Annotated in this window: 21 protein-coding genes; 11 read left to right on the top strand and 10 right to left on the bottom strand. The window is 68.4% G+C overall.

The annotated features are described in order from the left end of the window. Window positions 1-14: 14 nt before the first annotated feature. The 7 genes from CK951_RS15815 (at window position 15) to CK951_RS15785 (ending at window position 7455) form a co-directional block, all read left to right on the top strand. Window positions 15-1736 (top strand): alpha/beta hydrolase, encoded by a 1722-nt coding sequence (locus tag CK951_RS15815; RefSeq protein WP_096787033.1) that lies wholly within the window; start codon window positions 15-17, stop codon window positions 1734-1736. Window positions 1737-1748: 12 nt separating this feature from the next. Next, entirely contained in the window at window positions 1749-2507 is a 759-nt protein-coding gene (gene fabI, locus CK951_RS15810; protein WP_096787299.1) for an enoyl-ACP reductase FabI, read from the top strand. Then, a complete protein-coding gene (locus CK951_RS15805; RefSeq protein ID WP_096787032.1) occupies window positions 2494-3915 on the top strand; it encodes a bifunctional enoyl-CoA hydratase/phosphate acetyltransferase in 1422 nt (473 codons plus the stop codon). The genes fabI and CK951_RS15805 overlap by 14 nt, the downstream gene beginning before the upstream one ends. Beyond that, window positions 3912-5102 (top strand): acetate/propionate family kinase, encoded by a 1191-nt coding sequence (locus CK951_RS15800; RefSeq protein ID WP_096787031.1) that lies wholly within the window; start codon window positions 3912-3914, stop codon window positions 5100-5102. Before CK951_RS15805 ends, CK951_RS15800 begins: the two co-directional genes overlap by 4 nt. Before the next feature lie 117 nt (window positions 5103-5219). Further along, window positions 5220-5405, top strand: a complete 186-nt coding sequence (locus CK951_RS15795; protein ID WP_096787030.1) for a hypothetical protein — start codon at window positions 5220-5222, stop codon at window positions 5403-5405. 163 nt (window positions 5406-5568) lie between these two features. Further along, window positions 5569-6543, top strand: a complete 975-nt coding sequence (locus CK951_RS15790; RefSeq protein ID WP_096787029.1) for a nitronate monooxygenase family protein — start codon at window positions 5569-5571, stop codon at window positions 6541-6543. A gap of 285 nt (window positions 6544-6828) precedes the next feature. Continuing rightward, entirely contained in the window at window positions 6829-7455 is a 627-nt protein-coding gene (locus CK951_RS15785) for a response regulator transcription factor (protein ID WP_096787028.1), read from the top strand. A gap of 24 nt (window positions 7456-7479) precedes the next feature. On the opposite strand, the gene CK951_RS15780 is transcribed toward CK951_RS15785, so the two are convergent. Together CK951_RS15780 and CK951_RS15775 are read right to left on the bottom strand one after the other, a co-directional pair. Next, on the bottom strand, window positions 7480-7770 hold the full coding sequence (locus tag CK951_RS15780) for an H-NS family nucleoid-associated regulatory protein (protein WP_096787027.1): 291 nt from the start codon (window positions 7768-7770) through the stop codon (window positions 7480-7482). 349 nt (window positions 7771-8119) lie between these two features. Continuing rightward, window positions 8120-8521: a hypothetical protein gene (locus tag CK951_RS15775; protein WP_096787026.1), complete on the bottom strand. Its 402-nt coding sequence runs from the start codon at window positions 8519-8521 to the stop codon at window positions 8120-8122. A gap of 290 nt (window positions 8522-8811) precedes the next feature. On the opposite strand from CK951_RS15775, the gene CK951_RS15770 reads away from it, so the two are divergent. Continuing rightward, window positions 8812-9246 (top strand): pseudoazurin, encoded by a 435-nt coding sequence (locus tag CK951_RS15770; protein WP_096787025.1) that lies wholly within the window; start codon window positions 8812-8814, stop codon window positions 9244-9246. Window positions 9247-9292: 46 nt separating this feature from the next. Here the strand turns inward: CK951_RS15770 and CK951_RS15765 are convergent, their stop codons facing one another. From CK951_RS15765 to CK951_RS15745, 5 genes are read right to left on the bottom strand one after another with little or no spacing between them, the layout of a single operon-like run. Continuing rightward, window positions 9293-10252 carry an ABC transporter substrate-binding protein gene (locus CK951_RS15765; RefSeq protein ID WP_096787024.1) on the bottom strand — a complete coding sequence of 320 codons (960 nt, stop codon included), beginning with the start codon at window positions 10250-10252 and terminating at the stop codon, window positions 9293-9295. A 19-nt stretch (window positions 10253-10271) separates the two neighbouring features. Beyond that, complete coding sequence (locus CK951_RS15760; protein WP_096787023.1) at window positions 10272-11264, bottom strand: ABC transporter permease; 993 nt, start codon at window positions 11262-11264, stop codon at window positions 10272-10274. Then, the gene (locus CK951_RS15755) at window positions 11261-12760 is read right to left on the bottom strand and encodes a sugar ABC transporter ATP-binding protein (protein WP_096787022.1); all 1500 of its coding nucleotides are present in this window, start codon (window positions 12758-12760) and stop codon (window positions 11261-11263) included. The genes CK951_RS15760 and CK951_RS15755 overlap by 4 nt, the downstream gene beginning before the upstream one ends. Next, the gene (locus tag CK951_RS15750; protein WP_096787021.1) at window positions 12757-13902 is read right to left on the bottom strand and encodes a Gfo/Idh/MocA family protein; all 1146 of its coding nucleotides are present in this window, start codon (window positions 13900-13902) and stop codon (window positions 12757-12759) included. Before CK951_RS15750 ends, CK951_RS15755 begins: the two co-directional genes overlap by 4 nt. After that, the gene (locus CK951_RS15745; RefSeq protein ID WP_096787020.1) at window positions 13899-14957 is read right to left on the bottom strand and encodes a sugar phosphate isomerase/epimerase; all 1059 of its coding nucleotides are present in this window, start codon (window positions 14955-14957) and stop codon (window positions 13899-13901) included. The genes CK951_RS15750 and CK951_RS15745 overlap by 4 nt, the downstream gene beginning before the upstream one ends. A 160-nt stretch (window positions 14958-15117) precedes the next feature. Here CK951_RS15745 and CK951_RS15740 point away from each other — a divergent pair, with 160 nt between their 5' ends. Next, the gene (locus CK951_RS15740) at window positions 15118-16134 is read left to right on the top strand and encodes a LacI family DNA-binding transcriptional regulator (RefSeq protein ID WP_096787019.1); all 1017 of its coding nucleotides are present in this window, start codon (window positions 15118-15120) and stop codon (window positions 16132-16134) included. After that, window positions 16131-16544: a VOC family protein gene (locus tag CK951_RS15735; protein WP_096787018.1), complete on the top strand. Its 414-nt coding sequence runs from the start codon at window positions 16131-16133 to the stop codon at window positions 16542-16544. The genes CK951_RS15740 and CK951_RS15735 overlap by 4 nt, the downstream gene beginning before the upstream one ends. Window positions 16545-16568: 24 nt before the next feature. On the opposite strand, the gene CK951_RS15730 is transcribed toward CK951_RS15735, so the two are convergent. The 3 genes from CK951_RS15730 to CK951_RS15720 are packed head-to-tail and all read right to left on the bottom strand — an operon-like array spanning window position 16569 to window position 18856. Next, window positions 16569-17168, bottom strand: a complete 600-nt coding sequence (locus CK951_RS15730) for a Smr/MutS family protein (protein WP_096787017.1) — start codon at window positions 17166-17168, stop codon at window positions 16569-16571. Window positions 17169-17171: 3 nt separating this feature from the next. Further along, window positions 17172-18197 carry a murein transglycosylase A gene (locus CK951_RS15725; protein WP_096787016.1) on the bottom strand — a complete coding sequence of 342 codons (1026 nt, stop codon included), beginning with the start codon at window positions 18195-18197 and terminating at the stop codon, window positions 17172-17174. After that, a complete protein-coding gene (locus tag CK951_RS15720; protein WP_096787015.1) occupies window positions 18197-18856 on the bottom strand; it encodes a Tim44/TimA family putative adaptor protein in 660 nt (219 codons plus the stop codon). The genes CK951_RS15725 and CK951_RS15720 overlap by 1 nt, the downstream gene beginning before the upstream one ends. A gap of 145 nt (window positions 18857-19001) precedes the next feature. Between CK951_RS15720 and CK951_RS15715 the strand changes: the two genes are divergently transcribed. Next, entirely contained in the window at window positions 19002-19469 is a 468-nt protein-coding gene (locus CK951_RS15715) for an FxsA family protein (protein WP_096787014.1), read from the top strand. The last annotated feature ends 30 nt before the right edge of the window (window positions 19470-19499 follow it).

Here is a 19499-nt window from a genome sequence, read left to right as displayed (position 1 = left end):
TACGGAAAGACAGAATGTCCGAGACGAACTGGAATACGACGGGAATGCAGGCCTACGGGCAGGCGATGGACCGGGCCGCAAGGGCCACGATCGCCGGCATGACGCGGGGGCTTGCCCCTTCGGTGCTGGCGACGGCGACGCTGGACTGGATGATGCATCTGGCCAGCGCGCCGGGCAAACAGGCGGAGCTTTACGAAAAGGCGGTGACGGCCGCCTCAACGATGATGTCGGGGGCGTTTGCGGCGCATGACTCGCCGGTGAAGGACCGCCGGTTTGCTGCCGAGCAATGGAGCCGGCAGCCCTTCGCGGCGTTTCGCGACGCTTTCCTGCTGACCGAGGACTGGTGGCAGTCGGCCACGACGGGCCTGCGCGGCATGGACCGGGCGCACGAGGCGGCGCTCAGCTTCTCGGTGCGGCAGGCGCTCGACGTGTTCTCGCCGTCGAACGTGCCGTTCTTCAACCCCGAGGTGCTGAGCCGCACCGCCGAGACCGGCGGGGCGAACCTGCTGCAGGGCGCGATGAACTTCGCCTCGGACATGGCGCAGTTCGCCAGCGGCGCCACGGTCAACGGCACCGAGTTCCGGGTGGGCGAGACGCTGGCAGCCACGCCCGGAAAGGTCGTGGCCCGCACCCATCTGATGGAGCTGATTCAGTACGCGCCGACCACCGCCACGGTCCACGCCGAGCCGGTGCTGATCGTGCCGGCCTGGATCATGAAATACTACATCCTCGACCTCTCGCAGCAGAATTCCCTGGTGCGCTGGCTGGTGGCGCAGGGCCACACGGTCTTCATGATCTCGTGGCGGAACCCGGATTCCTCGGATCGCGACCTTGGCCTGGTGGATTACCTCGACCAGGGGCCGCGGGCGGCACTGAAGGCGATCCAGGCGATCACCGGCGCGCCGAGGATCCATGCCGCGGGCTACTGCCTTGGCGGGACGCTCCTGTCGATCATGGCGGCGCAGATGGCGCACGACCATGACGAGCGGCTGGCCTCGATGACCCTCTTTGCCGCGCAGGTCGATTTCTCGGAAGCCGGGGAACTCGCGCTCTTCATCTCGGAGGCGCAGGTCGCGCTGCTCGAGGACATGATGTGGCACCAGGGCTATCTGGACAGCGACCAGATGAGCGGGGCGTTCACGCTGCTGCGCTCGAACGATCTGGTCTGGTCGCGGATGATCCATGAATACCTGATGGGCGAGCGTCCGCATGCCAACGACCTGATGACGTGGAACGCCGATGCGACGCGGATGCCCTACCGGATGCATTCGGAATACCTGCGCGAGCTGTTCCTGGAGAACCGCTTCGCCGAGGGCAAGTTCGAGCTCGAGGGGCACAAGCTGGCGCTGAAGGACCTGCGCCTGCCGATCCTTGCCGTGGGGACCGAGTCCGACCACGTCGCGCCCTGGCGGTCTGTGTTCAAGATCCAGCGCCTGTCGGATGCCGAGGTGACGTTCATCCTCACCTCGGGCGGCCACAACGCCGGGATCGTGTCGGAACCCGGCCACAAGCGCCGGCACTACCGCATCGCCACCGCGCGCCACGGCGACACCTATCAGGACGCCGACGAATGGTTCGCTGCCAACAAGCCGGTGGAAGGCTCGTGGTGGCCGGCCTGGGCCACGTGGCTCGCGGCGCATTCGGCGCCGCACGGCAAGCTGCCGCCGATGGGAAATGCCGGGGCAGGCTATCCCGCGCTCTGCGATGCCCCCGGCACCTACGTCCTCCAACGCTGAGAAATCATGATGATGCTCAAGGGAAAATACGGCCTCGTGGTCGGCGTGGCGAACGGCCAGTCGATCGCCGCAGGCTGCGCGCGTGCCTTCGCGGCCGCCGGCGCCGATCTCGCGCTGACCTATCTCAACGAACGCGCCCTGCCCCATGTCCAGCCGGTGGCGGAGGAAGTCGGCGCGTCGATGCTGCTGCCGCTCGACCTGTCCGCTCCGGGCGCGCTGGAAGCGGTGATCGAGGAGGTGCGAACCCGCTGGGGGCAGCTCGATTTCCTGCTCCACTCCGTCGCCTTTTGCCCGAAGGAGGACCTGCACGGCCGCGTGACCGACTGTTCGGCCAAGGGCTTCGCGCAGGCCATGGACATCTCGTGCCACTCGTTCCTGCGCATGGCGCGACTGGTGGAGCCGCTGATGGCGGCCGGCGGCAGCCTGATGACCGTCAGCTACTACGGCGCCGAGAAGGTGGTGGACAACTACAACATCATGGGCCCGGTGAAGGCCGCGCTCGAGGCCTGCACCCGGCATGTCGCGGCGGAACTCGGGCCGCAGGGCATCCGGGCCAACGTGCTGTCGCCCGGCCCCATCGCCACGCGCGCGGCCAGCGGCATCGATCACTTCGACGCGCTCATCGAGGACGCCAAGACCCGCTCGCCCGAGCGGCGGCTGGTCACCATCGACGAGGTGGGTGCCGTCGCGGCCTTCCTCGCCTCGGACGCCGCCTCGGGCGTCACCGGAACCGTGACCCACATCGACGGAGGACGTCATGTTCGGATGTGACCCCTCGATCACCACGGTCGAGAACCGCACGCTGGAAGAGCTTCACATCGGCGACAGCGCCGAGGTCGACCGCGTGCTGACGCCCGAGGACATCGAGCTGTTCGCCGTCATGTCGGGCGACGTGAACCCGGCCCACCTCGACGCGACTTATGCGGCCGAGACCGGCTTTCACCACGTCATCGCCCACGGCATGTGGGGCGGCGCGCTGATCTCGGCCGTGCTCGGCACCCGCCTGCCCGGCCCCGGCACGATTTACCTCGGCCAGTCGCTGCGCTTCCGCCGGCCGGTCTCTCCCGGCGACCGGATCACCGTCCGCGTGACGGTGCGCGAGAAGGACATGGCAAGCGCCAAGGTCACGCTCGATTGCGTCTGCCTGAATCAGAACGACGAGATGGTGATCTCGGGCGAGGCGCTGGTGCTTGCCCCGCGCGAAAAGGTGCGCCGGCCGGTCTCGCACCTGCCCGAGGTGCGGCTGCACAATCCGGGCGCCCGCTTCGCCTCGCTGATCCAGGCTGCGCGCGCCCTGCCCCCGATGCCGACCGCGATCGTCCATCCCTGCGACGACCTGAGCCTTCTGGGCGCGGTCCAGGCCGAGGCCGCGGGCATCATCACGGCGCTCTGGGTCGGGCCGCGGGACAAGATCCTCGCCACGGCGGCGGCTGCCAACGTGGTGCTGGACGAAAGCCGCATCGTGGATGCCCCGCACAGCCACGCCGCGGCCGAGATCTCGGTCGACCTCGTGCGCGAGGGGCGCGCCGCAGCGCTGATGAAGGGCAAGCTGCACACCGACGAGCTTCTGTCGGCGGTGCTCTGCCGCGCCAAGGGCCTGCGGACCGAGCGGCGGCTGAGCCATGTCTTCGCGCTCGACGTGCCGGACGTGGACCGGCTGCTGTTCATCACCGACGCCGCGATCAACATCGCGCCGGATCTGGAGACGATGAAGGACATCGTGCAGAACGCCATCGACCTCGTCATGGCGCTTGGGGTCGAGTGCCCGCGGACGGCCTTGCTGTCCGCGGTCGAGACGCTGACCGCGAAGATCCCTTCGACCCTGCTGGCGGCCTCGATCTGCAAGATGCACGACCGCGGCCAGATCCTCGGCGGGCTGATCGACGGACCGCTGGCCTATGACAACGCGATCTCGGCCGAGGCTGCGGTGGCCAAGGGGATTGTCTCGGACGTGGCGGGGCGCGCCGACATCCTCGTCGCGCCGAACCTCGAAGGCGGGAACATGATCGCCAAGCAGCTCATCCACCTCGGCGGCGCCGAGGCGGCGGGACTGGTGATCGGCGCCCGGGTGCCGGTGATCCTGACCAGCCGCGCCGACAGCCCGAGCGCGCGGCTGACGTCGGCCGCGCTGGCGAGGCTTCACGCCGAGGCGCGCCCTGCCAAGCCGGTGATCGAATGAAACCGGTCTGGCTCGTCCTCAACATCGGCTCCTCCACGGTCAAGTTCGGCCTTTTCGACGTGGAGGATGCGCGGCCCCTCGTGCGCGGTCTTGTCGAAGGCATCGGCCTGACGCCCCGGCTGAAGGCCAGCCTGCCCGACGGCACGTTGGAGCTGCGCGCCCCCGGCGACGCCCGCGACGCGAAGGAGCTGACGCTCTGGCTGCTCGGGCTGCTGGAGGGCCGGCTCGGGCCGCTCCACCTGCACGCCGCGGGGCATCGGGTGGTGCATGGCGGGCCGGAGTTCAATGCGCCGGTCCTGCTGACGCCGGAGGTTCTGGAGCAACTCGAAAGCTTCTGCCCGCTCGCTCCGTCGCACCAGCCCTACAACCTCGCCGGCATCCGCGCCGTCGAGGCGCGCTGGCCCGGCGTGCCGCAGATCGCCTGCTTCGACACCGCGTTCCATCACGACCGGCCGCGGCTTGCCCGGCTTTATGCCCTGCCGCGCGAGATGGCCGATCAGGGCATCCTGCGCTATGGCTTCCACGGCCTGTCCTATGACCATATTGCGCAGCGCCTGCCCGAGGTGCTGGGCGAGACCGGGCGCGGCCGGGTGATCGTCGCCCATCTTGGCAGCGGGGCCAGCCTCTGCGCGCTGGAAAACCTCCGGAGCGTGGACACCACGATGGGCTTCAGCGCGCTGGACGGGCTGATGATGGGCACCCGCTGCGGGCAGCTCGATCCCGGGGTGATCCTGCACCTCCTGCGGCAGGGCATGACCGGCCCCGAGATCGAATCCGTTCTTGGCCGCAAGAGCGGGCTTGTCGGCGTCTCGGGTCTCAGCCCCGACATGCGCGACCTGCTGGAGAGCGACCGCCCCGAGGCCGCCGAGGCGGTGGAACTGTTCGTCCGCAGCATCATCCGTCAGGTGGGCGCGCTCGCCGCCGGGATGGGCGGGCTTGACGCGCTGGTCTTCACCGCGGGCATAGGGCAGCACGCGCCGCAGATCCGCGGCCGCGTGATGGCGGGCCTCGGCTGGCTCGGCCTCGAGGCCGACGAGGAGGCCAATGCGGCCGGGCGCACGATCCTTTCGCGGCCCGGCAGCCGGATCGCCGCGGCGGTGATCCCGACCGACGAGGAGGCGGTGATCCTGCGCGCCCTGCATCGCGGCGAGGCAAGCCACTTCGCCCCGCGCGGCGCCCTCGCCTGATCCGCGATTTTCCGCCAGATGCCCATCGCCACTGGAACGTCCTGTGGCGCCGGGCATTTCATTGCGCAAGGATCCGGATAGATTGTCTGCCCGGACAAGGCACGGAGGATTGCTTTCATGACGCTTCCCAGATTCCTGCTTCCGGCCCTTGCGGCCAGCCTCGTCATCGCCGCCTGCGGCGAGACCCGCACGCAGCGTGCGGCCACCGGCGCCCTTGGCGGCGCCATCGCCGGCGAAGTGATCGCGGACGATCCGGTGACGGGCGCCGTGGTCGGCGGCGTGGGCGGCGCGGTCCTGCCCTGATCGGCCCCCGGCGGCTCGGCCGCCTGCTGCAGGCAGCGGGGCGGGCCGTCGTCGTCGAGGCACCCTGCCCCGGCCGGCACCGCATCCCCGCCCGGACGCAGCGGAACCATTGACCGGGCCTGCCACGGGTTCCACCTTCGCCTGAGCGAAAGGAGGAACCGCCATGCCGATCCCCGAGGCCCTTCGCGGGCGCCTGTCGGCGCCGATCATCGCGGCCCCGATGTTCCTGACCTCCGGTCCCGATCTGGTCGTTGAAACCTGCAACGCGGGCCTTCTCGGCACCTTCCCCGCCCTGAACCAGCGATCAAGCTCTGGTTTTCGCGACTGGCTGCAGGAGATCCGCGGCCGCCTTCGGCCCGGGGCGGCGCCGTTCGGAGTGAATCTGATCGTCCATCGGTCGAACCCGAGGCTCGAGGCGGATCTGGCGATCTGCGTCGAGGAACGCGTGCCGGTGATCATCACGTCGCTGGGCGCAGTGCCCGAACTGGTGGCGGCGGTCCATGGCTATGGCGGGATGGTCTTCCACGACGTGGTGAACATCCGCCATGCCCGAAAGGCCGCCGCCGCGGGAGTTGACGGGATCATCGCCGTCGCAGCGGGCGCCGGAGGACATGCCGGCACGCTCAGCCCCTTCGCCCTCGTCGCGGAGATCCGGGCGATCTTTTCCGGCGCGATCATCCTGTCGGGCGCGATGAATACCGGGCAGCAGGTGGCGGCGGCGCGGATGATGGGGGCAGATCTCGCCTATCTCGGAACCCGTTTCCTGGCCACGGCCGAGGCGATGGTTTCCGAGGCGCAGAAGCACATGGTCACCGACAGCACGGCCGCCGACATCGTCTATACGCCGGGCGTGAGCGGCGTGCCGGCGAACTTCCTGCGCCAGAGCCTGCTGGCCGCGGGGATCGATGTGGAAAGCGGCGCTGTTCCCCATCTCGACATGCAGTCCGAGGCGAGGGTCTGGAAGGACGTCTGGTCGGCGGGACAGGGCGTTGGGGGTATCGCCGACATCCCGCGGGCCGCCGATCTCTGCCGCCGCCTCGTGGCGGAGTTCCGCGAAGCGGTCACCTCCTGCGAGGCCGAGGTGCGATCCGAGGGCTGGCTGGCGGCCGCGAGCCTGCCCCGAGCCGCCGAAAGCTGAACCTTCAGGCCCCGGTTGCCGCCTCGGACCGCGCAGGACCCATCTGCTGCGTCCGCAGGGCATGATCGAGGACGCGGCCGGTTCAAGCGGCAGAGGGCAGGCGCCGCGGCCTCGCCGGCTGCCGGGGATGTCTCGGATGCCCTCGCGGCCATCCTTCCGGACTGCCGCCGGGCGAATGCGTATCGACCGCCTTTAACCGGACTCTGCTTCGGGGCTAGCAGGCGTCCGAGCCTCGCCCGCAGCGGCCGGGGACCAGCAGGGACCGCGATCGACAGGCGGAAGGACATGCCCGAGACAGCTTCCACCCGCATCCTGATCGCCGATGACCACCAGCTCGTGCGCGATCTTGTCGCCGAGCATCTCGCGGGGCTGGGCCGGGTGGAGACCGCGAAGGCCGCCTGCCTCGACGAGGCTCTGGGGCTGATCGCGGAGCAAGGACCCTTCGATCTCGTGCTGCTGGACCTCGACATGCCCGGAATGTCGGGGCTGGGCAGCATCAGCACGATGCTGGACGCCAATGCGCCGGGCCGCGTGCTGATCTTCTCGGGCAATGCGCCGCGCAATCTGATCCTGAGCGCGGTGGAATGCGGAGCCTCCGGCTTCATCCCGAAGAACCTGCCGGCGCGATCACTGCTCAGCGCGCTGCGCTTCGTCCTGTCGGGCGAGACCTATCTTCCGATGCAGTTCGTCGCCGATACCTCATCCAGACCGGAAGAGCCCGCCAACCTGACCGCGCGCGAGATCGAGGTGCTCAAGGCGATCCGCAGCGGGCTGATGAACAAGGAGATCGCCCTGCGCATGAATGTCAGCGAGGTCGCGGTCAAGATGCACGTCCGCTCGATCTGCGCCAAGCTGAATGCCCGCAACCGCACCCATGCCGCGATGCTGGCGACGGCCCTGAGCCTGCACTGAAAGCCCCGCGCGGTGCCGGCGGGTTCAGGCGACGGAAAGCTCTTCCGGCGTCCGCCCCTGCGCCATGGCAAGCTTGAACCAGTTGGGGCAGCGCCCGCGTCCGTTCCAGGTGACCGCGCGGTTCACCGGGTTGAAGTAGCGGTGCCGGGCAGGCTCGGCCATCCTGTCGGGCTTGGCCTCGGGCCCCTTGTTGCCGGCGCCTTCGGTCGGCGCCTCGGCAGCGATACGCCTTTCGAAGGCATCAAGGACTGTGGAGATGCGCCCGTAAAGCTCCACCAGTTCGTCAAGGGTCAACCGCTCGATTTGGACCGCCATGCCACGCCCTCTACCTCGGGCGGGTTGAATTTTCGGAGTATCCGGAGCCCTGCCCTGTTTTTTTTCTCTTTCTAGCAGCTTTCTTCCGCGCGCCATGCGTCTCTTTGGTACATAAGGAGTATATACCAAAGTATGGGATGGCCGGCGGACCGGGCTGGCCGAGGGGGGCAGAGGCAGCGAAGGATGCGCAGCAAGCGGAAGCTCGGCACTGATCGCCATCATCCGGCAGGAGGCGGCGATCCCCTGCAGGGCTGGACCCGGCGTGACCAGTTCAGGTCGTCGGAGCTGCGCCGGAAGATGCGGGGGGCACCGATGCGCCCCCGGAACAGGATGCTTCCTTGCGAGCGGGTCAGGCCGCGCGGCGGATCGGCGCGGCCGGCTTCTCCAGCGACTTCGCGGTTTGCGGCACCACATGGGCGCTGCAGGCAAGCATGAGGTCATAGGGGCTCTTGAAGTCGGCCGCCGTCCGCTCGAGCATGCCGGCATACCACTCCTGCATCGAGCCATAGGTCGTGGTGTCGGCCAGACCCTTGTCCATGACCTTCTGCGCCGTTGCCACAAGGCTCGTGACAGCCTCCTGACGGCGGTCGAGCCAGTCGTGCGCGGCCTGATTGACCTCGCCGGCGATGCCTTTCTGCATTTCCAGAGCCTGCCGGGCCAGCATCGAGCCGACGGGGGCCGCGGACATCGTGGAAAGAATGCCGGTCATCGCGTCGAGAAAGCTGCGGGAAGTATCCGCCGGTTTGGTCATGGTCGTCCTCCAGATCGGTCGTTCCAACTGCGACTGGCTGCCGCGCTGCGGAAGGTGCGGGAGGGCAGGGCCGCGCGTCAACGAAAAACTGCACCGCAGCAAGAAAACCGTGCAGCTGCAGCATGCACAATCGGTTGCGCGAAGGGGGCAGGGGACGGGCACCCTGACGACCGCGTCCGGGCGGGCGGCATCGGCTCGAATCAGATCGACCGCGCGGGAGGTTGCGGCAGCACAACATGACCCACAGGGCCGGCTGCTAGAGGACTGGCATGCAACCGGAAGGATCAAAAATGCTCAAACCGATCTTCACGGCGACAGCCGTCTCGCTCTTCCTCGCGTCGGCCGCTGGCGCCGCAACCCACGAGGTGACAATGCTCAACAAGGGCGCGGATGGCGCGATGGTGTTCGAGCCCGCCTTCGTCGCGGCCCAGCCGGGCGACACGATCACCTTCAAGGCGACCGACAAGGGTCACAACGCCGAAACCATCAAGGGCATGCTTCCCGAGACCGCCGAAGCCTTCAAGGGCAAGATGGGCAAGGATTTCTCGGTGACGCTGAATGAGGAAGGGCTTTACGGCGTGAAATGCGCCCCGCATTTCTCGATGGGGATGGTGGCGCTGATCCAGGTCGGCAAGCCGGTGAACCGCGAGGCGATCGCGGCGGCGCCGATGAAGGGCCAGGCCAAGGCGCGCTTCGAGCCGCTGCTGGCCCAGGTCGCCGAGTAAGGCGGCCGGACGGAGCGCGGCGTGGGGGCGCCGCGCTCCGACTTTCTCAGAATGGGCTTTCCGGGAAATAGAACTGCTCGGCGTTCTCCGGCGTGATGAGCTGCGAGCCGATGATGAAGCGGCCCGACACCGGCGTCGAGGAGACCAGCCGCAGCGCCGTCAGTTCGATCGCGGTCGAGATCTGCGCCGGCGGGTAGGTCACGTTCGCCGGAAGCTGCGGATCCTTGTCCGCGATGCGCTTGATGATCTCCTTCATCCCGGCGCCGCCCATCACCCACATCTCCTCGGTGCGGCCGGCCTGCGCGATTGCCTCCATCACGCCGATGGCCATGTCGTCGTCGGCGGCCCAGACGGCGTCGATCTGCGGATATTTCGACAGGAAGTCCTGCATCACGTTGAAGGCGTCGTCGCGGTTCCAGTTGCCGTGCTGCATGTCGAGCACCTCGATGCCTGAGCCCTCGATGGCTTGGGTGAAGGCCTCCACCCGCTCGTTGTCGAGCGTGGTCGGGATGCCGCGCAGCACCACGATCTTTTGCCCGGACTTGAGGTTGGCCTTGAAGTATTCGCCCGCCACCCGGCCGAAGCCCGGGTTGTCGCCGGCAACGTAGAGATCCTCGATCCCCGGCACCGACAGGCCACGGTCGACGACCGTCACCCAGATGCCCGCCTCCTTCACGGCCTGAACCGGAGAGGTCAGCGGCTCGCTCTCGAAGGGCAGGACGACAAGCGCGTTGATCGCGCGCGTCGCCACCATGTCCTCGATGTCGTTCACCATCTTGCCGGCGTTGCCGGCGGTGGCGAGGACGAAGGTCAGTTGGGGATAGACAGTCTCCAGACGCTTGATCGTGTCCTGTGCGTGGAAGTTCAGCCCGCCCATGAAGCCATGCGTTGCCGACGGAATGGCAACGCCGATGGTGGCGGTCTTCTCCTGCGCGCGGGCAGGGACACCGGCGCCGGCGGCGACCCCGGCAAAGGCGGCAGTGGTCAGGAATGCTCTGCGTTTCATGACTTTCCTCCCAAGGATTTTACCGCGCGTCGGCAGCCTTCTTTTCCCGCTGCAGCACCACAGCGAGGATCACGATGACGCCCTGGATCGTGCCGTTGAGGTAGGGGCTGACGATCGAGGCGAGGTTCAGGATGTTGTCGATGAGGCTGAGGATCAGCACGCCCACGACCGTGCCCCAGACGCGGCCATAGCCGCCCTTCAGCACGGTGCCGCCGATGATGACGGCAGCGATGGCCTCGAGCTCCCACAGCACGCCGGTGGAGCCCGAGGCCGAGCCGAGCCGCGGCACATACATGATGGTGGCCAGCCCCACGAGCAGGCCGAGCAGCGCGTAGGTCGCGATCCGCACCCGCGCCACGTTCACGGCCGAGTAGCGCGCCACCTGTTCGTTTGCGCCGATGGCGGCGACGTGGCGACCGAAGGCGGTCTGGCGCATGACGATCTCGCCCAGGATGGCGACGAGGGCGAAGACGATGATCGGCCAGGCGACGCCGAGGATGCCTCCGTAATAGACCGGCCGGTAGAGGCCACGCAGGCCGAAGTCGAGCGAGAGCGTTCCGCCGTCCGCAAGCCAGGTGACCAGCGAGCGGTAGATGCCCATTGTGCCGAGCGTGACGATGAAGGGCTCGATCCCGACCTTGGCGATCAGGAACCCGTTGAGCCAGCCCGCGGTGAGCCCCGCCGTGGCCGCGACCAGCATGCCCACGAGGATCACCGGCACGCCTTCGCCCATCCCGGGCAACAGCCCGTTCATGGCGAGGATCATCAGCCCCGCGATGAAGGCAGCCATCGAGCCGACCGAGAGGTCGATCCCGCCCGAGGTGATGACGAAGGTCATCCCGACCGCGATGATGCCGATGAAGGCCGAGCGCGCCAGCACGTTGGTGACGTTGCCGTAGCTCAGAAAATTCGGGTTCAGCCAGGCGCCAAGCGCGATCAGCACGAACAGCGCCAGCAGCGGCCCGAGGACGTAAAGCTGGAAGCGGGGGCGGGGAACGGTGACGGCGGTCATGCACTGGCCTTCCGGTGGTCGAGCCCCATGGCGAGGCGGACGATGGTTTCTTCGGTCAGGGCCTCGCCCTCGACCTCGCCGGCGATGCGGCCGGCGCTCATCACCACGACACGCGAGGCAAGGCCGATCACCTCGGGCAGTTCGGACGAGACGACGATCACGCTCTTGCCGCTGGCGGCGAGGTTGGCGATGAAACCGTAGATCTGCTGCTTGGTGCCGACGTCGATCCCGCGGGTCGGCTCGTCGATGATGACGATGTCGGGCTCGGCCAGCATGGTCTTCGCCAGCAGAAGCTTCTGCTGGTTGCCGCCCGACAGGCTGCCCGCCGAGATGCGGCGGTCGCCGACGCGGATGTCGAACTCGGTGATCGCTTGGTCCAGCGCGCGCTCTTCCGCTGCCTTGTCGATCAGCCCGCGGGTGAAGCGGCCCAACGCCAGAAGGGTCAGGTTCTCGGCCAGCGGTTTGCCGAGCAGCAGGCCCTTTTCCTTGCGATCCTCGGTCAGGTAGACCAGCCCTGCCTCGCGCGCCGCCGTGACCGAGCGATGGGGCAGGGTGCGGCCCTTGACCCGCACCTCGCCCGTGGCATCGCGCAGGCCCACGATCCCCTCCATCAACTCGGTGCGGCCCGAGCCGACGAGCCCGGCAAAGCCCAGCACCTCGCCGCGTCGGAGCGTGAACGAGGCGTCGCGGACGAAGCCGGGGACGGCGAGCGACTTCACCTCCAGCACGATTTCGGCCGAGGGCGCGACCTTGGCGGGATAGAGGCCCGAGAGCGTCCGGCCCACCATCGCCTCGGCCATGCGGTCCTGGCTCAGCTCCTCGGCAGGCGCGGTCAGCACACGCCGCCCGTCGCGCAGGACGGTCACGCGGTCGGCGATCCGCGCCACCTCGTCCAGCTTGTGCGAGGTATAGAGGATCGCGGTCCCGGCGGCGCGCAGCCGGTCGACCTGCTCCAGCAGCGTGTCCGTCTCGCGGTGGGTCAGCACGGCCGTCGGCTCGTCCATGATGAGGACGCGGGCGTTCAGCCCGAGCGCCTTGGCAATCTCGACCATCTGCCGGTTCGGCACCGACAGCGCAGAGACCCTCTGGCGCGGGTCGATGGAGCAGTGCAGCCGTTCCAGCAGCCGCCGGCTCTCGTCTTGCATCGCGCGGTGGTCGAGAAAGGGCCCGCGCTTCACCTCGCGGCCGAGGAAGATGTTCTCCTCGACCGTCAGCTGGGCGGCGAGATTGAATTCCTGGTGGATCATCACGATCCCCGCCGCCTCGGCCGCGCGCGAGGACGGGAAGTGGACGGGCGCGCCATCCAGCAGCACCTCGCCAGCCGAGGGTTCCAGATAGCCGGCAAGGATCTTCATCGTGGTGGACTTGCCGGCCCCGTTCTCGCCGATCAGGGCATGGACCTCGCCGGAGCGAAGGTCGAAATCGACGTCGAACAGCACCTGCACCGGCCCGAACAGGCGCGAGACGCCCCGGATCGCCAGCACGGGCGCCGTCATGGCGTGACCCAGGCAGCGTTGCGCCGCGAGGAGCGGATGCAGGCGTCGATGAAGGCCATCCCCTCCATCCCGTCGGCAAGCGTCGGGAAGATCACGCCCTCTGGTGCCGGCTTGCCCTCGCGGTGGGCGAGGATCGCGGCGGCGGCCTCGGAATAGATGTTGGCGAAGGCCTCGAGGAAGCCTTCGGGATGGCCCGAGGGGGTGCGGCTGACTCGTGCCGCCTCCGGTCCCGCCCCGGCGCCCATCCGGGTGATGAGACGCTTCGGCTCGCCCAGCGGCGTGAACCACAGCTCCGTCGGGTTCTCCTGCGCCCATTCCAGCGCGCACTTTTCCCCGTAGGCGCGCAGGCGAAGCGAGTTCTCGTGCCCCACGGCCACCTGGCTGCACCAGAGCGTGCCGCGCGCCCCACCCTCGAAGCGCAGCAGGACATGGGCGTTGTCGTCGTTCTGCCGCCCCTCGACGAAGGCCGAGAGGTCTGCCGCCAGCGCCTCCACCTTGAGGCCGGTGACGAAGCGGACGAGGTTGTAGGCGTGGGTGCCGATGTCTCCCGTCGCGCCGCCGGCGCCGCTGCGGGCCGGGTCGTTGCGCCACTCGGCCTGCTTGTTCGCGACGGGCGTGGCCATCCAGCCCTGCGGATACTCCACCTGCACCACCCGCAGCGCCCCGAGGTCGCCCGCCTGCACCATGGCCCGGGCCTGCCGGACCATCGGGTAGCCCGTATAGTTGTGGGTGAGGATGAACAGCGCCTCGGCCCGCTCGGCCGCCTGCTGCAGCCGCTTCGCCTCGGCGAGCGTCGCCGTCAGGGGCTTGTCGCAGATGACGTGGATGCCGCGCTTCAGGAACTCGCGTGCGACGGGGCCGTGCATGTGGTTCGGCGTTACGATCGCCACCGCCTCGATCCCGTCCTTCCGCCGCGCCTCGGCCTTTGCCATGTCGATGAAGCTGTCGTAGCTGCGCTGAAGACCCAGCGCGGCGGCGCTGTCCCGCGCCCGTTCCGGGGTGGAGGAGAGCGCGCCAGCGACCAGCTGGAACTTGCCGTCCAGCCTTGCCGCGATCCGGTGGACCGCCCCGATGAAGGCGCCGCTGCCGCCCCCCACCATGCCGAGGCGGATCGGCCCCTCGCGTCCTGCAAAGCGGCTCATCTCGACAGCCCCAGCATCGCGCGGTTGGCAGCCTCGTCGGTGCCGGCACCGGCGAAATCGTCGAAGGCATTGGGGGTCACGCGGATGATGTGGTTCCGCACGAACTCCGCCCCCTCGCGGGCGCCATCCTCGGGATGCTTCAACGCGCATTCCCACTCGACCACCGCCCAGCCGTCGAAGTCGAGCGCGGTCAGCTTCGAGAAGATCGCGCCGAAATCCACCTGCCCGTCGCCAAGGCTGCGGAAGCGGCCCGCCCGGTTCACCCAGCTCTGGTAGCCGCCATAGACGCCCTGACGGCCCGTCGGGTTCAGTTCGGCGTCCTTCACATGGAACATGCGGATGCGGCTGCCGTAGATGTCGATATGGTCGAGGTAGTCGAGCGCCTGAAGCACATAGTGCGAGGGATCGTAGAGCATGCAGGCGCGCGGGTGGTTGCTCACACGCTCAAGGAACATCTCGTAGGTGATCCCGTCGTGCAGGTCCTCGCCGGGGTGGATCTCGTAGCATAGGTCCACGCCGCAGTCCTCGGCATGGTCGAGGATCGGCCGCCAGCGCTTCGCCAGTTCCTCGAAGGCGGTTTCTACAAGTCCCGCGGGCCGCTGCGGAAAGGGATAGAGATAGGGCCAGGCGAGCGCACCCGAAAAGGTCGCCATCGCCTTGAGGCCGAGGTTCCTCGACGCGGTCAGCCCCTTCAGCACCCGGTCCACCGCCCATTCCTGCCGGGCCGGGGGATTTCCGCGGACGCTTGGATCGGCAAAGCCGTCGAGCATCGCGTCATAGGCCGGGTGGGCGGCGACAAGCTGGCCGTGAAGGTGGCTGGCGAGTTCCGTTACCTCGATGCCGGCCTCGGCGGCCTCGCCCTTGAAGGTGTCGCACCAGTCCTTCGACTCCGCCGCGCGGTCGAGGTCGAACAGGCGCGCGTCCCAGGTCGGCACCTGGACACCCACATAGCCGCAATCGGCAGCCCACCGGGTGATCGATTTCCACGAGTTGAAGGGCGCAGCGTCGCCCGCGAACTGCGCCAGAAACAGCGCAGGTCCCTTGATCGTCCTCACGCGCCTTCCCTCCCTCCGGTCGCCACCGGGGCAAATCCTTCCACCTGCGACCGCTTGTTGTGCGTCCTTGATGTAATCGTTTGCAGTTCCACTATAGGCACGCAACAATCGTTTACAACGATTCTCCTGCGGCGCAGGATGCACGCAAGAAGGGCGTGGGATGCGGCAGAAAACGGCGACGATACAGGATGTTGCGCGGATCTCGGGCGTGTCCACCGCGACCGTGAGCCGGACCCTCTCGCATCCGGATCGCGTGGCCGAGGCGACGCGCGAGATGGTGCTGCAGGCGGTGCGGCAGACCGGATATGTCGCGAACCACATGGCGCGCAACCTGCGGCGAAGGCGGACCGGCAGCATCCTTGCCCTGGTGCCGAACCTCGCCAACCCGTTCTTTTCCGAGATCCTATCGGGGCTGGCGTCGATCCTGACGCCCGCCGGCTACGGCCTTCTGATCGCCGACACGCACACCGACCCGGAAGGGCGGCTCGCCTACTATCTGGAGAGCGGGATCGCCGACGGGCTGGTGGTCTTCGACGGCACGCTGCCGGCGGCGGCGCTGGCGGGGCGGCAACGGCCTCCGGTGCTGCTGGCCTGCGAGTGGATGGACGACAGCCTGCCCTCGGTCCGGGTCGACAATGCCGAAGGGGCGGCGATCGCCATCCGGCACCTCTACGGGATGGGGCACCGGACCATCGGTCATGTCACGGGGCCGGCCGGCAACGTTCTGACCGAGAGCCGACTCATGGGGATGCGCGGCGCGATGGCCGACCTCGGCCTGCCGATGCGCGAGGACTGGATCTTCCGCGGCGATTTCGGGCTGGCCTCGGGTTCGGCTGCGGCGATGGCTTGGCTCGGCCTGAAGGACCGACCGACGGCGGTGTTCTGCGCCTCGGACGAAATGGCCTGCGGCTTCATCGGCGCGCTTCAGCACGCGGGCGTATCGGTGCCGGCCGAGGTCTCGGTGGTGGGCTTCGACGACATCGAGGTCGTGGCGCACCTGACCCCGGCGCTGACCACGATCCGCCAGCCGCGCCAGCTGATCGGGCGGCGGGCGGCCGAGATGCTGGCCGCGATGATCGACGCGCGCAGCCTCTCCGGGCCCTCGGACCTGCTGCCGGTCGAACTGATCCGCCGGCAAAGCGTCACTTCGCCCCCAACCAGAGGAGACGTCGCATGACCCATCCCCCGATCCTTGGCACGCTGGAAACCGCGCTCTATGCCGGCGACATCGACGCGGCCGAAGCGTTCTATGGCGGGCTGATCGGCCTGCCGGTGGTGGCGCGCGCCGGCAACCGGCACATCTTCTTCCGCGTGGGCGAGGGCGTGCTTCTGATCTTCAATCCCGAGGAGACCGTGAAACCCCCGGGCAATCTCGCCCTCCCGGTTCCGCCGCATGGAACACTCGGGCCAGGGCATTACTGCTTCGCGGTGCCGCCCGAGGCCATTGACCTGTGGAAGCACCGGATGGAAGAGGCGGGCGTGACGATCGAGGCCGATTTCCACTGGCCGAGCGGCGCGCGCTCGATCTATGTCCGCGACCCGGCGGGCAATTCGGTCGAGTTCGCGGACCCGGCGATCTGGGGTTGACCGTTCGCGAAGCGCGAATGGCGCCTAGCGGCTGCGTCGCAGATAGACGTAATAGGCGCCCTCGCCGCCATGCTTCAGATGGGCCACCGCGACCTGAAGCACCACCGAGCCCAGCGGCGGCAGGCGCAGCCAGTGCGGCACCTGATGGCGCAGCACGCCCTGCCGTTGCGGGATCGGCCCGTGATCCTCGGTCCGCCGGCTGCCCTTGCCGGTGATGACCAGCACGAGGCGCAGGCCGTCCGCATGGGCGTTCAGCACGAAGCGGATCAGTTCGGGATGCGCCTCGGTCAGCGTCATGCCGTGCAGGTCGATCCGCGCCTCGGGCGCCAGCTTGCCGCGCGCCATGCGGGCGTAGTTCTTCGCATCCATCCGCAGTGGCTGCGCCGCCAGATGGTCGCGCATCGTGGGCGCTAGGTCGTGCCCCGGCGAGTGGCGGACCTTCTCGCCCAAGTTGAAATGAGGAAACGGGGGATGGGCGGGCGGGCGCGGCTCCGGCGGTTGCGGCGCAGGGTCGTCCTTCGGAAGATGGCTCCGCACCCGGCCGGGATGGAGCGGCTGGGCCGTGCGGGCGACCGCCTGCCACAGCTCCTCCTCCTCGGGGCGCAAGGTGCGGCGGCGGGCCATGGCTCAGTTTTCGGGCAGCGTCGCGAAGGCGAGATCGATGGGCAGCAGCACCATCATCCGGCCTCCGTCCTTCACCTCGCCCGCGACCTCGCCGGCACGGTGGCCAGTGCCATAGAAGATGTCGGCGCGCTGCATCCCCTTGATCGCCCCGCCGGTATCCTGCGCGACGAACAGCCGCCGCAGCGGGCGGTAGCCATCCTTCTCGACCCAGACGGGCGCGCCGAGCGGGGTGAAGAGCGGATCGACGGCGATGCTGCGGAGCGTGGTGATCGAGCGGCCCATGGCGCCGATCGGCCCCTTGTCGGCGGCAAGCGAGGGCAGCTTGCGGAAGAACACGTAGGAGGGGTTCAGGCTCAACAGCGCCTGCCCCTGCGCGGGGTTCATCCGGACCCAGGCGCGGATCGCCTGGGCCGAGGCTTCCTCAAGCCGCAGCAGTCCCCGCCGGACCATCTCCTTGCCCACGCTGACGTAGGGATGGCCGTTCTTGCCGGCATAGCCCACGCGCAGCACGCGCCCGTCGGGCATCCGGATCCGCCCCGATCCCTGCACCTGCAGGAAGAAGACCTCGACCGGATCATCGAGCCAGGCGATCTCGAGCCCGCGCCCTGAAAGAAGGCCCGAGTCGATCTCTGACCGGGTCAGCCACGGCGTCCCGTCCGGAAGCTCGGGCGGGCGGGCATAGATCGGCCAGGCGAAGCGCGGGGTGCGGAAGGGCGAGCCTTCCAGTTCCGGCTCGTAATAGCCGGTAAACAGCGCGGGGGGATCGCCCACCTGCACGGGCTTGAAGAAGATCTCGAAGAACTCGCGTGCCGCCTCGGGACTGCCATCCGCCTCGGCTGCGACCTTGCAGAGCGGCTTCCACTCCGGGTCCTTCAGCAGGTCGCAGGTCTGGCGGAAGACCGCCAGTGCCTCGAGGTGATCATCGTCGGTCCAGCCGTCCAGCGCCTCGAAATCGAGAACCTGCGCAGGCGCACCGCCGGCCGCCACCGTCACGGCACAGACCGCCAGCGCGCGAAGGAGCGCACGCATCACTCCCCGGTGGCGACGAGTTGCCAGTTCGGGTCGGTCGACCCCATGCGCCGCTCGAACGTCCAGATGTCGCGCTGGCGCTTCACCTCGGTCGGGCTGCCCTCGACGATTTGCCCGGCACGGTCGCGCACCACGGAGGTCAGTTCGCCCACGAAGCGGACGGCGATCTGGCCGATCCGCCCCTCGCGCTCGAAGGTAGCGTCGTGGATGTCGATCTCGCGCAGGCCGACGAAATTGGCCTCGACGCTCAGACCCTCGGCCTCGCGGGCTTGAACGGCCGCCTCGAAGCTCTCGTAGACCTCAGGCGACAGGAACGGCCGGATCTGGTCAAGCTCGCCCTTCTCGAAGGCCATCACGATCATTTCATAAGCGCCGCGCGCGCCCTGAAGGAATTCGCTGACCGAAAAGCCGGGCTCGGCCATCTTCATGGCGGCAAGCGCCTTGGCTGGCGGACTGCCATCCGCCACGTGATCGATGATGTCTCGGTCCGGCCCGCCCTCGATCACCTCGAACTCTCGCCGCGGACGCGGGCGGGGATCCTCGAGGGGAACGGGTGGCTTTTCAAAGCCCTCGCGCGTGCCAAGCACACTCTTCAGCTTGATGATCAGGAAAACGGCGATCCCGGCCAGCACCAGCAGTTGGATCAGGGACGAACTCATTTTTAACCTCGGTCGGGGGCGTCGTGGCGGAGGACCCGCGTCATATCGGGGTTGGTAAGCATAACGGTTCCTTCCTATGTAGGGGAGGGGCCGGCGCAAGTCTACCGCCCCGCCGGATAAGTCGCGTTGCAAAAGGAGGCTCGCCATGTGGCCAGTCGCGGTTCTGTTCGCCCTGCCGATCGTGGAGATCGCCCTGTTCGTCACCATCGGCGGCGCGATCGGGCTTCTGGCAACGATGCTGGTGATCTTCGGCACGGCCGCGCTCGGGGTTTACCTGCTGCGCCGGCAGGGGGTCGAGATGCAGTCCGCGCTGCAGATGTCCCGACGCCTCGACCCGCTGGTCCTGCTGGCGGACGGGGCGGTGGTCTCGGTCGCGGCGCTGCTGCTGATCCTGCCGGGGTTCCTGACCGACACGCTGGGCCTTCTGCTGCTGATCCCGCCGCTGCGCCGCGCGCTGATCCGGCGGCTGGGACGGAACGTCCAGGTGCACGCGACGACGTGGCGCGGCCCGGTCGCCGACGACCGGCCGATCGAGGCCGAGTATTACGAGATCGATCCGGAGCCGCGCGATTCGCTCAACCCGCCGGGACGGTCCGGCTGGACGCGGCATTGAGGCGCGGGTTGCGACCTGCTAAACCGGCCC

The organism is Rhodobacter sp. CZR27, from assembly GCF_002407205.1.
Lineage (GTDB): Bacteria > Pseudomonadota > Alphaproteobacteria > Rhodobacterales > Rhodobacteraceae > Cereibacter_A.
Note: the sequence above shows the minus strand (reverse complement) of the source record. Positions and strands in the feature narration are given on the sequence as shown.

Bases quoted from the DNA above. Each gene is read 5' to 3' on its own strand.
- CK951_RS15790 (WP_096787029.1), top strand. From the start codon at position 5,569: ATGCCGATCCCCGAGGCCCTTCGCGGGCGCCTGTCGGCGCCGATCATC.
- CK951_RS15735 (WP_096787018.1), top strand. From the start codon at position 16,131: ATGACCCATCCCCCGATCCTTGGCACGCTGGAAACCGCGCTCTATGCC.
- CK951_RS15720 (WP_096787015.1), bottom strand. From the start codon at position 18,856: ATGAGTTCGTCCCTGATCCAACTGCTGGTGCTGGCCGGGATCGCCGTT.
- CK951_RS15770 (WP_096787025.1), top strand. From the start codon at position 8,812: ATGCTCAAACCGATCTTCACGGCGACAGCCGTCTCGCTCTTCCTCGCG.
- CK951_RS15730 (WP_096787017.1), bottom strand. From the start codon at position 17,168: ATGGCCCGCCGCCGCACCTTGCGCCCCGAGGAGGAGGAGCTGTGGCAG.
- CK951_RS15780 (WP_096787027.1), bottom strand. From the start codon at position 7,770: ATGGCGGTCCAAATCGAGCGGTTGACCCTTGACGAACTGGTGGAGCTT.
- CK951_RS15740 (WP_096787019.1), top strand. From the start codon at position 15,118: ATGCGGCAGAAAACGGCGACGATACAGGATGTTGCGCGGATCTCGGGC.
- CK951_RS15760 (WP_096787023.1), bottom strand. From the start codon at position 11,264: ATGACCGCCGTCACCGTTCCCCGCCCCCGCTTCCAGCTTTACGTCCTC.
- CK951_RS15815 (WP_096787033.1), top strand. From the start codon at position 15: ATGTCCGAGACGAACTGGAATACGACGGGAATGCAGGCCTACGGGCAG.
- CK951_RS15805 (WP_096787032.1), top strand. From the start codon at position 2,494: ATGTTCGGATGTGACCCCTCGATCACCACGGTCGAGAACCGCACGCTG.
- CK951_RS15795 (WP_096787030.1), top strand. From the start codon at position 5,220: ATGACGCTTCCCAGATTCCTGCTTCCGGCCCTTGCGGCCAGCCTCGTC.
- CK951_RS15765 (WP_096787024.1), bottom strand. From the start codon at position 10,252: ATGAAACGCAGAGCATTCCTGACCACTGCCGCCTTTGCCGGGGTCGCC.
- CK951_RS15755 (WP_096787022.1), bottom strand. From the start codon at position 12,760: ATGACGGCGCCCGTGCTGGCGATCCGGGGCGTCTCGCGCCTGTTCGGG.
- CK951_RS15800 (WP_096787031.1), top strand. From the start codon at position 3,912: ATGAAACCGGTCTGGCTCGTCCTCAACATCGGCTCCTCCACGGTCAAG.
- CK951_RS15775 (WP_096787026.1), bottom strand. From the start codon at position 8,521: ATGACCAAACCGGCGGATACTTCCCGCAGCTTTCTCGACGCGATGACC.
- CK951_RS15785 (WP_096787028.1), top strand. From the start codon at position 6,829: ATGCCCGAGACAGCTTCCACCCGCATCCTGATCGCCGATGACCACCAG.
- CK951_RS15715 (WP_096787014.1), top strand. From the start codon at position 19,002: ATGTGGCCAGTCGCGGTTCTGTTCGCCCTGCCGATCGTGGAGATCGCC.
- fabI (WP_096787299.1), top strand. From the start codon at position 1,749: ATGCTCAAGGGAAAATACGGCCTCGTGGTCGGCGTGGCGAACGGCCAG.
- CK951_RS15750 (WP_096787021.1), bottom strand. From the start codon at position 13,902: ATGAGCCGCTTTGCAGGACGCGAGGGGCCGATCCGCCTCGGCATGGTG.
- CK951_RS15725 (WP_096787016.1), bottom strand. From the start codon at position 18,197: ATGCGTGCGCTCCTTCGCGCGCTGGCGGTCTGTGCCGTGACGGTGGCG.